This window comes from Pseudomonas sp. NPDC088885 (assembly GCF_044750025.1).
Classification (GTDB): domain Bacteria; phylum Pseudomonadota; class Gammaproteobacteria; order Pseudomonadales; family Pseudomonadaceae; genus Aquipseudomonas; species Aquipseudomonas rustica.
In genome coordinates this window covers 13,827-27,307 of the sequence record NZ_JBIVJB010000064.1, presented here as the reverse complement: position 1 = coordinate 27,307, position 13,481 = coordinate 13,827, and the positions used below count along the sequence as shown (strand labels likewise).

The window sequence follows — 13,481 nt, the reverse complement described above, 5'->3', positions numbered from 1 at the left end:
ATAAAAATTGTTATCATCCGCGGCATGACAACTACTGCCCCTTCGACTCCAGGCGTTCAATTGCTTGAAGTCTCGCCGGAGTTACCGTGTTCGTGCGCGTCGGCATGGACGTGCGTTGGGATGGCGCCACCATGGGCCTGGACGACATGATCAACGAAGGCGTGCGTCGCGCCTACAACCTGCCGGAAAACGTCCTGCGTGCCTCGATCCTCGCCGACCCGGCGGGCGCTCGGAAAAACACCAAGGACAACACCCCTGCCGTGATTCACTACTCCATCGTCCCGGGCAACACCGTGGAAGTGGACGTGGCGGCCAAGGGCGGCGGTTCCGAGAACAAGTCGAAAATGGCCATGCTCAACCCGTCCGACTCGATCGTTGACTGGGTGCTCAAGACCGTTCCGACCATGGGCGCCGGCTGGTGCCCACCGGGCATGCTCGGTATTGGCATCGGCGGCACCGCCGAGAAAGCTGCGGTGATGGCCAAAGAAGTGTTGATGGAATCCATCGACATCCACGAGCTGAAAGCCCGTGGCCCACAGAACCGCATCGAAGAAATGCGTCTGGAGCTGTTCGAGAAGGTCAACCAGTTGGGTATCGGCGCCCAGGGGCTCGGTGGCCTGACCACCGTGCTCGACGTGAAAATCATGGACTACCCGACCCACGCAGCCTCGCTGCCGGTGTGCATGATCCCGAACTGCGCCGCCACCCGTCACGCACACTTCGTGCTCGACGGTACAGGTCCGGCCTCGCTGGAAGCGCCACCGCTGGACGCCTACCCGGAAATCGTCTGGGAAGCCGGCCCGTCGGCCCGTCGCGTCAACCTCGACACCCTGACCCCGGAAGACGTGCAGAGCTGGAAGCCGGGCGAAACCGTCCTGCTCAACGGCAAAATGCTCACCGGGCGCGACGCCGCGCACAAGCGCATGGTCGAGATGCTCAACAAGGGTGAAACACTGCCGGTCGACCTCAAAGGTCGCTTCATCTACTACGTTGGCCCGGTTGATCCGGTCGGTGACGAAGTGGTTGGCCCGGCTGGCCCGACCACCGCGACGCGGATGGACAAGTTCACCCGTCAGATCCTTGAGCAAACCGGCCTGTTGGGCATGATCGGCAAATCCGAGCGCGGCCCTACCGCAATCGAAGCGATCAAGGACAACAAAGCGGTGTACCTGATGGCCGTTGGCGGCGCTGCTTACCTGGTGGCTCAGGCGATCAAGAAGTCGCAAGTACTGGCGTTTGCCGAACTGGGCATGGAAGCGATCTACGAGTTCGAAGTCAAAGACATGCCGGTCACCGTTGCGGTAGACAGCAAAGGTGAGTCGGTACACATCACCGGCCCTGCGATCTGGCAACAGAAGATTAGCGAAAGCCTGGCGGTAGAAGTGCAGTAAGTTTTTTTGCAGCACTGAAAAGGCCGGTTCATCTGCGAGGATGAACCGGCCTTTTGCATTTCGTGATAAAAATCTTGTGCAAGCATATAAATTGATCTTGCGCACCTGTCAGTCCAACTACGCATCACCACCGGGACGCCGGTAGGTGAATCGGTGAGAGAGTTTCTCGAACGGTTCGTAGACTTGAAAAAACCATGCTCAGCGCAACTGCAGACGTGGTCGAACCTGTGAATAATGAAAGTCTGGGAGCCAGATCCTCGATCAGTGGCTCGCTGAACGACTTCGCATCCGCAGCCGGTGATAGCGTTCAAGCAGATAACTCCTGGTGGACACAATTCAAAGGCTTCTTCAAAAGAGACAAGACCCCGAACCCAATCCCAATGGATTCCTTTGCGTAACCGAAGAAATCCGAGGTCACCGTACGATTACCTGCGCACTCATGGGCCGCCATGCCCGCCCATGCTATCTTTCCCGCCCGACCTGCCACCCATCTGCCCAGCATGCTGCCGACTTCCCGTACCTTGCGTCTGTCGTTGTATTCCCTGCTGATCGTCGCCGGTGCGGCCATTGCCGCGACCCTTGCCATCCGCCACGCCGAACGTCAGGCGCTGGAGGAAGATGCGGCGCGTGCCAATCAGCAACTGGCGTTGTACGCCAACTCGTTGCACACCCTGATCGACCGTTATCGCGCCTTGCCCGCCGTGCTGGCGCTGGATCCGCAATTGCGCTCGGCGCTGGCAGGTTCAGTGGATGCCGAAGAGCAGGCGACGCTGAATCTGAAGCTGGAAAAGATCAACGGTGCGGCGCAGTCCTCGACCCTTGAATTGCTCGACCACACGGGCCTTGCCGTGGCGGCGAGCAACTGGCGGCTGCCGAGCAGTTACGTCGGCCACAACTACGGCTTCCGCCCCTATTTCAGTCAGACCCGCACGCAGGGCACCGGGCGTTTTTATGCGGTGGGCGTGACCAGCGGCATTCCCGGTTACTTCCTGTCCAGCGCGGTGTTGGGCGACAAGGACGAGTTTCTCGGGGCGATGGTGGTCAAGCTGGAATTCCCCGAGCTGGAACGTGAATGGAGCCAGGGCAGTGACACGCTGCTGGTCAGCGATGCGCGCGGGATCATCTTCATCGCCAATCAGCCGGGCTGGCGCTATCGCGCGCTGCGACCGCTGAGTTCCAGCGACATGGCCGAGATCAAAGCCACCCGCCAATACGACAAGCAAGCGCTGGTGCCGCTGACGCATCTGGCGCTGCGCAGTTTTGACGACAACAGCGATCTACGCCGCGTTGAAGGCCCGCAAGGCACGGCGGACTATCTGTGGGAATCGTTGCCGCTGGCCGCCGAAGGCTGGACGTTGCATCTGCTGCGTCACCCGCAGGTGGCCTTCGAAGATTTGCGCAACGCCGGGCTCGCCGCTGCCGGGGTGTGGCTGGCGCTGGTTTTTTTGCTGTTGTTCCTCAATCAGCGCTGGCGTCTGGCGAAGATGCGTCAGCGCAGCCGCGAAGAACTCGAACAATTGGTCGAAGAACGCACCCGCGATTTGCGCACCGCGCAGGACGGTCTGGTGCAATCGGCCAAACTCGCGGCGCTGGGGCAGATGTCGGCGGCGCTGGCCCACGAAATCAATCAACCGCTGACCGCTCAGCGCATGCAACTGGCGACTCTGCGGCTGCTGCTCGACCATGGCCGCGTCGACGATGCGTACAAAGCGTTGAAACCGGTGGACGAGATGCTCACGCGCATGGCGGCGCTCACGGGTCATCTGAAAACGTTCGCGCGCAAGAGCCCGAGTGGTTTGCGCGAGCGTCTGGATCTGGCCACGGTGGTCGATCAGGCGCTGCAATTGCTCGATGCGCGTCTGCGTGACGAACAGGTCAGTCTGGTGTTGCACCTGACGCGGCCGGCGTGGGTGCGCGGCGATGCGATCCGTCTCGAACAAGTGCTGATCAATCTGCTGCGCAACGCCCTTGATGCGATGCAAGGCAAAACCTGCAAGCGTCTGGAGATTCGTCTGGAAGTCGACGAACAATTGTGGCGCCTGAGCGTCATCGACAATGGCGGCGGCATTGCCGAAGAGCATCTGAGCCAGGTGTTCGATCCGTTCTTCACCACCAAACCGGTAGGCGACGGTTTGGGCCTGGGGTTGGCGGTTTCCTTCGCCATCGTGCATGAATCCGGCGGTCGCCTGAGCGCCGACAATGGCGAGAGCGGCGCGGTGTTCAGCCTGACGCTGCCGATCGATCTGGAGGCGCGTATCTGATGCTCAATTCGGTGATGGTGGTCGATGACGAAAGCAGCATTCGCAATGCGGTCGAGCAGTGGCTGAGCCTGTCGGGGTTCGAGGTGCAGTTGTTCAGCCGCGCCGAAGAATGCCTCGCCGCCCTGCCCGCGCATTTCCCCGGCGTGATCCTCAGCGACGTGCGCATGCCCGGCATCGGTGGCTTGGCGCTGTTGGCGGAAGTGAAAAAACGCGATGCTGATCTGCCGGTGATTTTGCTCACCGGCCATGGCGATGTGCCGATGGCGGTGGAAGCGATGCGCGATGGTGCGTACGACTTTCTGGAGAAACCGTTCAGCCCGGAAACGCTGTTGGGCAGCCTGCGCCGGGCGCTGGATAAACGCCGCCTGGTACTGGAAAACCGCGCGCTGCACGAGCAAGCCGACAACCGCGCCAAACTCGATTCGACGTTGCTCGGGGTGTCGCGTGGTTTGCAGACACTGCGTCGGCAAGTGCTCGATCTGGCGGCGCTGCCGGTCAACGTGTTGATCCGCGGTGAAACCGGCAGTGGCAAGGAACTGGTTGCGCGCTGCCTGCATGATTTCGGCCCGCGTGCGGACAAGCCGTTTGTGGCGCTGAACTGCGCGGCGATCCCCGAGCAGTTGTTTGAAGCGGAGTTGTTCGGGCATGAGAGCGGCGCGTTTACCGGAGCCTCGGGCAAGCGCATCGGCAAGCTGGAATACGCGTCTGGCGGCACGTTGTTTCTCGATGAAATCGAAAGCATGCCGTTGGCCCAGCAAGTGAAATTGCTGCGGGTGTTGCAGGAACAGAAGCTCGAGCGCTTGGGTTCGAACCAGAGTATTCGCGTAGATCTGCGCATCGTTGCGGCGACCAAACCGGATTTGCTCGACGAGGCGCGGGCCGGGCGTTTTCGTGAGGATCTGGCATATCGCTTGAACGTTGCGGAGTTGCGCTTGCCGCCGCTGCGTGATCGTCGTGAAGACATTCCGTTGCTGTTTGAAACCTTTGCGCAGAGTGCGGCTGAACGCTTGGGGCGGACTTTTCCGCCGTTGAGCGGCGCGCAGTTGAGTCATCTGCTCAGCCACGACTGGCCGGGCAATGTGCGTGAGTTGGCGAACGTTGCCGAACGGCAAGTGCTCGGGCTGGATGAACCGGCGCCGGGGATTGATCCGGGGCAATCGCTGGCGGCGCAGCAGGAAGCGTTTGAAGCGCAGTGTTTGCGCGCGGCGCTGACACGGCACAAGGGTGATGTGAAAGCGGTGCTTGAAGAGCTGCAACTGCCAAGACGGACGTTTAATGAAAAGATGCAGCGGCATGGGTTGAGTCGGGAGATGTTTTTGGTTGAGTGAGGCAGGATTGGGGATTTTCTGTTGATCGTTCCCACGCTCCGCGTGGGAATGCAGCCCGGGACGCTCTGCGTCCCCACCAGAGCCGAACGCAGAGCGTCCGTTGATGCATTCCCACGCAGAGCGTGGGAATGATCGGAGTGAGCGATATTCCGCTCATAGATCCTCTGCGATGAGCGGATTCCCGCTCACCCGATCCCGTCAACCCCTCTAAACCGCCCCTCCCCCCGTTGGCACACCTCCTGCTATAGCCCACGCAGGCTGCGTTTTAACGCGCTCCACAAAAACAATTAAACGAAGGATCCTTCAATGGATAACTCCAACGCCCTGCCACTTGGGTCGGCTGCCGTGCCCGCCAAAGAAAGAACCACCGCCAGCCGGATCAAATCGATCTTCAGCGGTTCCGTCGGCAACATGGTCGAGTGGTACGACTGGTATGTGTATGCCGCCTTCTCGCTGTACTTCGCCAAATCCTTCTTCCCTGCCGGTTCCTCCACTGCACAACTGATGAACACCGCTGCGATCTTCGCCGTCGGCTTCCTCATGCGTCCGATCGGTGGCTGGCTGATGGGCCTCTACGCTGACAAGGTCGGGCGCAAGAAAGCGCTGATGGCCTCGGTCTACCTGATGTGCTTCGGCTCGCTGCTGATCGCGCTCAGCCCGAACTACGAAACCATCGGCATCGGCGCGCCGATCCTGCTGATCTTCGCCCGTCTGCTGCAAGGCCTGTCGGTGGGTGGCGAGTACGGCACCTCGGCGACCTACCTGTCCGAGATGGCGACCAAGCAACGTCGCGGCTTCTTCTCCAGCTTCCAGTACGTGACCCTGATCTCCGGCCAGCTCATCGCGCTCGGCGTGTTGATCGTGCTGCAAAACGTATTGACCACTGAACAGCTGTACGCGTGGGGCTGGCGTATTCCGTTCGCCATCGGCGCACTGTGCGCAGTGGTTGCGCTGTACCTGCGTCGCGGCATGGAAGAAACCGAGTCGTTCACCAAAAAAGAGAAGTCCAAGGAAAGCGCAATGCGCACCTTGATGCGTCATCCAAAGGAATTGATGACCGTGGTCGGCCTGACCATGGGCGGTACGCTGGCGTTCTACACCTACACCACCTACATGCAGAAATACTTGGTGAACACCGTCGGCATGAGCATCTCCGACTCGACCACGATTTCGGCAGCCACGCTGTTCCTGTTCATGTGCCTGCAACCGATCATCGGTGGCCTCTCGGACAAGATCGGTCGTCGTCCGATCCTGATCGCCTTCGGCGTGCTGGGCACGATCTTCACCGTGCCGATCCTGATGACCCTGCACACCATTCAAACCTGGTGGGGCGCATTCTTCCTGATCATGGCGGCGCTGATCATCGTCAGCGGCTACACCTCGATCAACGCGGTGGTGAAGGCCGAACTGTTCCCGACTGAAATCCGCGCGCTGGGCGTCGGCCTGCCGTACGCACTGACCGTGTCGATCTTCGGCGGCACCGCTGAATACATCGCGCTGTGGTTCAAGAGCATTGGTATGGAAACCGGTTACTACTGGTACGTGACGGCGTGCATTGCCGTGTCGCTGCTGGTGTACGTGACCATGAAAGACACCCAGAAGCATTCGCGTATCGTGACTGACTGATTGGGTTTTCACAGCCACTGCAACGGTGGCTGTGATGGCCTCTTCGCGAGCGGGCTCGCTCCCACATTGGATCTGTGATCACCACAAATCCCCTGTGGGAGCGAGCCTGCTCGCGAAGGGGTCGCCACATTCTTAAGCCCTGCATGAAAAATCTGTCACCCGCCCCCACCCGCCATTAATCGCTAATTAATACTGGCGCGGCATCCTGCCCCTACCTGATCGATGACCTGCGCGACGTTCGCTTCGACGACGTAAGCGATTTAAATGCGCCGCTCTTAACATCAATTTAATCGATAGCTTTTAGCATTATTTTGCGCTTTTTAATCGAATTGATCGGCGTAGCATTAAACCCAAGCAAGACACACACCCCCAACGCATTCGGAGTACACGACCATGAAAACCAAACTGATCCTCGCCTTCGCCCTGTCCGTACTGGCTGCCAACACCTTCGCCGCCGACGGTTACGACCGCACCGGTTCCGCTGTTGCTGCTGATGGTTATGACCGCACGGGTTCTGCCGCTGTCGCTGCTGATGGTTACGACCGCACCGGTTCGGCGACTGTTGCTGAAGATGGCTACGACCGCACCGGCTCCGCGACTTTCGCCGCCGACGGTTATGACCGCACCCAATCCGCTTCCATCAGCTAATCGCTGCTGCACAGCGCACAGCCCGGCTTCGGCCGGGCTTAGTTATTTGTGGGAAAACATAAATTCCGAATGCACCGGAATCCCCTGTGGGAGCGGGCTTGCTCGCGAAGGCGGCGTGTCATTCAACAGTGATATCGACTGACACGCCGCCTTCGCGAGCAAGCCCGCTCCCACAGGGGATTTCAGGGTTTGGAAAATGATCGTTCGACTGGAAATTGCCGCGTCAGGCTTGCACTATTGAACCCTCAACAAAGTCCCCTCAGGATCCCCCCGCCATGCCCGATGACATCCATTTCTACGAACCCGCCAACGGCCACGGCCTGCCGCACGATCCGTTCAACGCCATCGTCGGCCCACGCCCGATCGGCTGGATTTCCTCGCAGGATGCCAACGGCCAACTCAATCTGGCGCCGTACAGTTTCTTCAACGCGTTCAACTACATTCCGCCGATCATTGGCTTCTCCAGCGTCGGGCGCAAAGACAGCCTGAACAACATCGAGCAGACCGGCGAATTCGTCTGGAACCTCGCCACGCGCCCGTTGGCCGAGCAGATGAACCAGAGCTGCGCGATGGTCGCGCCTGAGGTCAACGAGTTTGAATTGGCGGGACTGACGACTGTTGCGTCGAAGGTGATTTCGGTGCCGCGCGTGGCCGAAAGCCCGGTGTCCTTCGAGTGCAAGGTCACGCAGATCATTCAGTTGCAGCGTGCTGATGGCGAAACGGTGCCGAGCTGGCTGATCCTCGGCGAAGTGGTCGCCGTGCATATCGCCAAATGGCTGTTGAAGGACGGCATCTACGACACCGCCGCGGCAGAACCGATTCTGCGCGGCGGTGGGCCGGCGGATTACTTCCAGTTGGGGCCTGAGGCCCTGTTCAAGATGTGGCGTCCGGGCGCAAACAAGTAACGCGTTACCAGATCAACTCGGCTTCTTCGGTGACGCCTTTGAGGTTATCCAGCTCATTGATGGCAGCCTCATCGGCGGCGATGGCGCCGGGGAAGACCTGGTCATTCAGCAGTTTGTGAAAGCGTGGTGCACCGCCATCGACCAGGGCTTTGACCGCGATTGCCGCGTAATAGCCCTTGTTGCCACCCAGTTCGACGGGGACGACTGCGGATACTGCTTCGAAGTGTTCGAACTCTTTACGTGCCATGTCGCAAGTCCTGGCTCAGTCAATTAAGCCGGACATTAAACCCTCAACCGACGAGTTTGTGTACCGCTGCCGGAGATTGGCCGAGCGCTTGTGCCGCCGAGACGTCTTTGAAGGTGTGGAAATCCAGACTGTTGACCACCAGTTCCTGCACCAGCTCGGCGAAGATACCCATCGACGGGCTGTTGAAATATGCGGTCATCATTTGCTGATTACTCCAGAACCCGGAGACCAGCCACAACTCGGGATCACACTGCGAATGCTGCAAGGCAAAGCTCAGGCAACCGGGCGCGGTGCGGGACGGCTCGATCAACGCGCTCAGGCGTACACCGAGTTCCGCCGAACGCCCGGCGCGCGCCCGGACGAAGGCCATATGACTGACGGGAATCTGCTTGGACATGTTCAACCCTCCCAGGGAGTCGCGTGGCAGCCGGGGGACGGGCTGCGACAGGATCAAAGGTTAAGGGCCAGACGCTGAGTGCCGTTAGTCGATTCCTGCCGCCGCGTTGCACAATCCTGCGAGACTTGCCTGAACCTGAGTTAACACACATCCCGTGTAGGAGCTGCCGAAGGCTGCGATCTTTTGACCTTAAAGACAAAAATCAAAAGATCGCAGCCTGCGGCAGCTCCTACAGTCCGGCGTCGCGTCATGGTTGAGGAATATCGCGATGCAGAATCAGGCAAGCATTTCGCAGGATGTGTCTACCGCTGGCGCTTGCACAAACATATGCTCTGCTCCATTCCACCTCCCTTGCCGAGGATGCCGTGCATGACGTCATTCGATCGTTTTCAAGCCGAACCCAGCGCTGACATGGAAAAACAGCGTGCGGAACTGGCGGCGATCATCCGCCGCAACACCACCGACGATGGCAGCTACGAGACCGCTATCGGTTCGCTGTTTATGTCACGCCACACCAAATCCCACGACTTTGCCCCGGTGCTCGCGCAACCGGCGCTGTGCATCATGGCGCAGGGTCGTAAAGAAGTGCGGCTGGCCGATGAATACTTCAATTACGACCCGCTGAATTATCTGGTGGTGTCGGTTTCGATGCCGCTGAGCGGGCGCGTGGTTAACGTGTCGCCGGAGGAACCGATTCTTGCCGTGCGCCTTGATATTGATCCGGCGGAAATCACCGCACTGATCGCCGACGCCGGGCCGATGGGCGTCCCGACTCGACCGACCGGACGTGGCTTGTATGTCGAGCAGATCGACAGTTCAATGCTCGACGCGGTGCTGCGTCTGGCGCGTTTGCTCGACGCACCAAAAGACATCGCCATGCTCGCGCCGCTGATTCGTCGGGAGATTTTGTATCGCCTGCTGCGCAGTCCGCAGGGCCATCGTTTGTATGAGATCGCGATTGCCAACAGCCAGAGCCATCGCATCAGCCAGGCGATCAAATGGCTCAACGGCAATTTTGAACAGCCGCTGCGCATTGATGATTTGGCCAAGGAAGTGAACCTGAGTGTGTCGACCTTGCATCACCGCTTCAAGGCGATGACGGCGATGAGTCCGTTGCAGTATCAGAAGCAGCTGCGTTTGCAGGAGGCGCGGCGGTTGATGCTGGCCGAAGGGCTGGAAGCTTCGGCGGCGGGGTATCGGGTGGGGTATGAGAGTCCGTCGCAATTTAGCCGCGAGTACAGTCGGTTGTTTGGGGCGCCGCCGTTGCGGGATTTGGCGCGGTTGCGGCTTTCGGTGTGAACCGGAATTTGTATTGCGGCTGAAGGCCCTTTCGCGAGCAAGCCCGCTCCCACAGGGAAATGCATTCCAAATGTGGGAGCGGGCTTGCTCGCGAAGAGGCCGGTTCAGTCAATACATGTCTATGATCAAACCGCGCGAATCACATGCTTGATCTCCTGAAACGCCGCCAATCCCCAAGGCCCTAACTCGCGGCCAATACTGCTCTGCTTATACCCACCCCACGCCGCCTGCGGGAAGATCACTTGCGGTGCATTGATCCACACCATCCCCGCCTGCAACGCATTGGCCACACGATCCGCCGCTACAGCATCCGCCGTCACCACACTCGCCACCAAGCCAAACGGCGTGTCATTGGCCAGCGCAATCGCCTCGGCTTCACTGCTGAAGCTGCGCACGCAAACCACCGGCCCGAAAATCTCTTCACACCACAACGCACTGTCCAGCGGCACATCGGTGAACACCGTCGGCTGCAAGAAATAGCCACGCGGCAGATCCGCCGGACGATTACCGCCGCAGACCAATCGCGCACCCGCGCTCAGCCCACGATCGATGTGCCCGAGCACGCGCTGGTACTGCGCCTGATTGACCAGCGCGCCCATTTCCACTTCAGGATCAAATGGATCCGCCACATGAATCGCCTGCGCACGCTTCTGCAAACGAGCGAGAAATTCCTCTTCCAACTCCTCAGCCACCAACACACGACTGGTGGCCGAACACATCTGCCCGGCATTGAAAAACGCGCCGCCACAGGCCAGCTCAACCGCCAGATCGAGATCAGCATCCGCCAACACCAGCAGCGAAGATTTGCCGCCCAATTCCAGGCTGACGCCCTTCACCGTTTCCGCCGCGCGCTGCATGACCTGCACGCCGACCGCGTTGCTGCCGGTAAAGGAAATCTTGGCGATACGCGGATCGGCCGACAACGGCGCACCGACCGCCAAACCGGTACCGCAGACCAGATTAAACACGCCATTCGGCAGTCCCGATTCAGCAATGATCGCCGCCAGTTCCAGCTCCGGCAGCGGCGTCACTTCCGACGGCTTGAGCACCACGCAGCAACCCGCCGCCAACGCCGGCGCAAGCTTCCACGCGGTAGTGACCATCGGAAAATTCCACGGCACGATCAGCCCGACCACACCGCACGGATCGCGGCGCAGGCGTGCGCTGAAATCATCGCTCGGCAGCGGCACATTGCTGTCCTGTTTCGCGTCGAGGCCTTCAGCGAGTTCGGCGTAATACTCGAAGGTGGCGATCACGTCATCGACGTCGATGGCCGCTTCGAATTGCGGTTTGCCGTTGTTGCTCGACTGCAACTTCATCAAATGCTCGCGGCCGCTGCGCACGCCGTTGGCGATGTTGCGCAGAATCGCGCCGCGCTCGACACCAGTGGTTTGCGACCAGCTCTTGAACGCTTCGCTGGCAGCGGCGACGGCTTGATCGACCGCGTGTTCTTCACCGCCATTGACTGTGGTCAGCAGCGCTTCGGTGGCCGGGTTGATCACGCGCAGATGTTCGCCACCCGCCGACCATTGGCCATTGATGTAGAGGCCATCGAGTGTGGTTGGGAAACTGATCATTGCGCCACCGCCTGCATCCATTGGCTCTGGTCGATTTCAATCAGGGTCGGGCCCTGACGATCGCTTGCACTGCGCAACGCGCTGCGCAGTTGTTCGATGCTGCTGATGGCTTCAGCCGCGCAGCCGAGACCTTTGGCGACCGCGACAAAATCCGGGGTGTAGATGTCCACGCCGACCGGCTCGATGGCGCGGTTGACCATGTATTTCTTGATCTCTTCGTAACCCTGGTTATTCCACAACAGGACGATCACCGGCACCCGCGCTTCGACGGCGCTGGCCAGTTCCGGCAGGGTGAATTGCAGCCCGCCGTCGCCGATCAGGCACACCACCGGAGGGCGCGCACCTTTGTCGAGTTGGCCGCCGAGCCACGCACCGATCGCGGCCGGCAAGGCGTAGCCGAGGGTGCCGTAACCGGTCGAGGCGTTGAACCAGCGGCGCGGGTGATCTGGGTTGAACGTCAAGTTGCCGGTGTACACCGGTTGCGTCGAGTCGCCGACGAACACAGCGTTCGGCAATTCATCGAGCACGGTGTCGAGGAAACGGGTTTGCGCGAGGGTCGGCGCATCCCAGCTCGCGGCCAGTTCGGCGCGCAGTTTGCCGGCGCGGGCCTGACCCCAATCGCTGCTGCGCTCATCCAGTTTTTCCTGCGACAGCGAGTTCAGCAACGCTTGCGCGGTGTTGCGCGCATCGGCCACCAGCGCCAGGTGCGGCGAGTAGTTGCGCACGGTCTGGTCGGCGTCGATATCGATGCGCAGCAGTTTGCCGGGAATCTCGAAACCGCCGGCGAAGGTCACGTCGTAATCGGTCTCGGCCAATTCAGTGCCGATGGCCAACACCACATCAGCATCAGCGACCAGCGAGCGGGTGGCGACCAGCGTTTGGGTCGAACCGATCAGCAGCGGATGGTTGCCCGGCAGCATGCCTTTGGCATTGATGGTCAGCGCCACTGGAGCGTCGAGCAACTCGGCGAGCTTGGTCAGTTCCGGCGCGGCGTCGATGGCCCCGCCACCGGCGAGAATCAGCGGACGTTTGGCACCGGCGAGCAATTCGCTCATGCGCTTGACTGCGTTTGGCGCAGCACCGGCGCGGTCGATATTGACCGGCACACTGGTGAGCAAGTCATCGGCGTTTTCGACCAGCACGTCCAACGGAATTTCGATGTGCACCGGACGTGGACGACCGGCCTGGAACAAGGCAAACGCACGCGCCAGCACCACCGGCAATTCAGCGGCGGACATCAAGGTGTGCGAGAACGCCGCGACACCTGAAACCAGTGCGCTCTGGTTCGGCAGCTCATGCAGCTTGCCGCGACCGCCGCCCAATTGGCTGCGCGATTGCACGCTGGAAATCACCAGCATCGGGATCGAATCGGCGTAGGCCTGGCCCATGGCGGTGGTGATGTTGGTCATGCCCGGGCCGGTGATGATAAAGCACACACCCGGTTTGCCAGCGGTGCGCGCGTAGCCGTCAGCCATGAAACCGGCGCCCTGCTCATGGCGAGGGGTGACGTGACGAATGCTCGAACGCGCCAGCCCGCGATACAGCTCCACGGTGTGCACCCCGGGAATGCCGAACACCTGCTCGACCCCATAACCTTCGAGTAACTTGACCAGTACTTCGCCACACGTCGCCATGTCGATTGCCCTTCTTGTTCGATTGAAACACCGAACCCATGTGGGAGCGGGCTTGCTCGCGAAAGAGGTGTGTCATTCAACGCTGATGTCGGCTGACAGGACGCCTTCGCGAGCAAGCCCGCTCCCACAATGATCCGTGGAATGGGCTCATTGAACGGTCGGCAGGTA

10 protein-coding genes and 1 pseudogene are annotated in these 13,481 nt (G+C 60.4%); 7 read left to right on the top strand and 4 right to left on the bottom strand.

The window, feature by feature from the left end; all coding sequences use genetic code 11:
* Nucleotides 1–80: 80 nt before the first annotated feature.
* The 6 genes and pseudogenes from ACIP1X_RS20845 to ACIP1X_RS20820 all read left to right on the top strand — a co-directional run.
* Nucleotides 81–1,391 (top strand): annotated as a pseudogene (locus ACIP1X_RS20845) (fumarate hydratase); the annotation flags it as partial.
* Nucleotides 1,392–1,891: 500 nt separating this feature from the next.
* Complete coding sequence (locus tag ACIP1X_RS20840; RefSeq protein ID WP_400754767.1) at nt 1,892–3,652, top strand: ATP-binding protein; 1,761 nt, start codon at nt 1,892–1,894, stop codon at nt 3,650–3,652.
* Entirely contained in the window at nt 3,652–4,980 is a 1,329-nt protein-coding gene (locus tag ACIP1X_RS20835) for a sigma-54-dependent transcriptional regulator (protein ID WP_400754765.1), read from the top strand. The genes ACIP1X_RS20840 and ACIP1X_RS20835 overlap by 1 nt, the downstream gene beginning before the upstream one ends.
* A gap of 306 nt (nt 4,981–5,286) precedes the next feature.
* A complete protein-coding gene (locus tag ACIP1X_RS20830; RefSeq protein ID WP_159812555.1) occupies nt 5,287–6,606 on the top strand; it encodes an MFS transporter in 1,320 nt (439 codons plus the stop codon).
* A 393-nt stretch (nt 6,607–6,999) separates the two neighbouring features.
* The gene (locus tag ACIP1X_RS20825; RefSeq protein WP_400754762.1) at nt 7,000–7,254 is read left to right on the top strand and encodes a hypothetical protein; all 255 of its coding nucleotides are present in this window, start codon (nt 7,000–7,002) and stop codon (nt 7,252–7,254) included.
* Nucleotides 7,255–7,529: 275 nt separating this feature from the next.
* Nucleotides 7,530–8,159, top strand: a complete 630-nt coding sequence (locus ACIP1X_RS20820) for a flavin reductase family protein (RefSeq protein WP_212543918.1) — start codon at nt 7,530–7,532, stop codon at nt 8,157–8,159.
* A gap of 4 nt (nt 8,160–8,163) precedes the next feature.
* On the opposite strand, the gene ACIP1X_RS20815 is transcribed toward ACIP1X_RS20820, so the two are convergent.
* Nucleotides 8,164–8,406, bottom strand: a complete 243-nt coding sequence (locus tag ACIP1X_RS20815; protein WP_053123283.1) for a hypothetical protein — start codon at nt 8,404–8,406, stop codon at nt 8,164–8,166.
* A 43-nt stretch (nt 8,407–8,449) separates the two neighbouring features.
* Nucleotides 8,450–8,803, bottom strand: coding sequence for an antibiotic biosynthesis monooxygenase family protein (locus ACIP1X_RS20810; RefSeq protein ID WP_400754758.1), 354 nt, complete (start codon nt 8,801–8,803; stop codon nt 8,450–8,452).
* A 369-nt stretch (nt 8,804–9,172) separates the two neighbouring features.
* On the opposite strand from ACIP1X_RS20810, the gene ACIP1X_RS20805 reads away from it, so the two are divergent.
* Nucleotides 9,173–10,102: an AraC family transcriptional regulator N-terminal domain-containing protein gene (locus ACIP1X_RS20805; RefSeq protein ID WP_400754756.1), complete on the top strand. Its 930-nt coding sequence runs from the start codon at nt 9,173–9,175 to the stop codon at nt 10,100–10,102.
* Nucleotides 10,103–10,227: 125 nt separating this feature from the next.
* Here the strand turns inward: ACIP1X_RS20805 and ACIP1X_RS20800 are convergent, their stop codons facing one another.
* A complete protein-coding gene (locus ACIP1X_RS20800) occupies nt 10,228–11,676 on the bottom strand; it encodes an aldehyde dehydrogenase family protein (protein ID WP_400754769.1) in 1,449 nt (482 codons plus the stop codon).
* A complete protein-coding gene (locus ACIP1X_RS20795; RefSeq protein WP_400754754.1) occupies nt 11,676–13,313 on the bottom strand; it encodes a 5-guanidino-2-oxopentanoate decarboxylase in 1,638 nt (545 codons plus the stop codon). Before ACIP1X_RS20795 ends, ACIP1X_RS20800 begins: the two co-directional genes overlap by 1 nt.
* Between the last annotated feature and the right edge of the window lie 168 nt (nt 13,314–13,481).

Bases quoted from the DNA above. Each gene is read 5' to 3' on its own strand.
- ACIP1X_RS20805 (WP_400754756.1), top strand. From the start codon at position 9,173: ATGACGTCATTCGATCGTTTTCAAGCCGAACCCAGCGCTGACATGGAA.
- ACIP1X_RS20835 (WP_400754765.1), top strand. From the start codon at position 3,652: ATGCTCAATTCGGTGATGGTGGTCGATGACGAAAGCAGCATTCGCAAT.
- ACIP1X_RS20825 (WP_400754762.1), top strand. From the start codon at position 7,000: ATGAAAACCAAACTGATCCTCGCCTTCGCCCTGTCCGTACTGGCTGCC.
- ACIP1X_RS20830 (WP_159812555.1), top strand. From the start codon at position 5,287: ATGGATAACTCCAACGCCCTGCCACTTGGGTCGGCTGCCGTGCCCGCC.
- ACIP1X_RS20840 (WP_400754767.1), top strand. From the start codon at position 1,892: ATGCTGCCGACTTCCCGTACCTTGCGTCTGTCGTTGTATTCCCTGCTG.
- ACIP1X_RS20815 (WP_053123283.1), bottom strand. From the start codon at position 8,406: ATGGCACGTAAAGAGTTCGAACACTTCGAAGCAGTATCCGCAGTCGTC.
- ACIP1X_RS20795 (WP_400754754.1), bottom strand. From the start codon at position 13,313: ATGGCGACGTGTGGCGAAGTACTGGTCAAGTTACTCGAAGGTTATGGG.
- ACIP1X_RS20820 (WP_212543918.1), top strand. From the start codon at position 7,530: ATGCCCGATGACATCCATTTCTACGAACCCGCCAACGGCCACGGCCTG.
- ACIP1X_RS20810 (WP_400754758.1), bottom strand. From the start codon at position 8,803: ATGTCCAAGCAGATTCCCGTCAGTCATATGGCCTTCGTCCGGGCGCGC.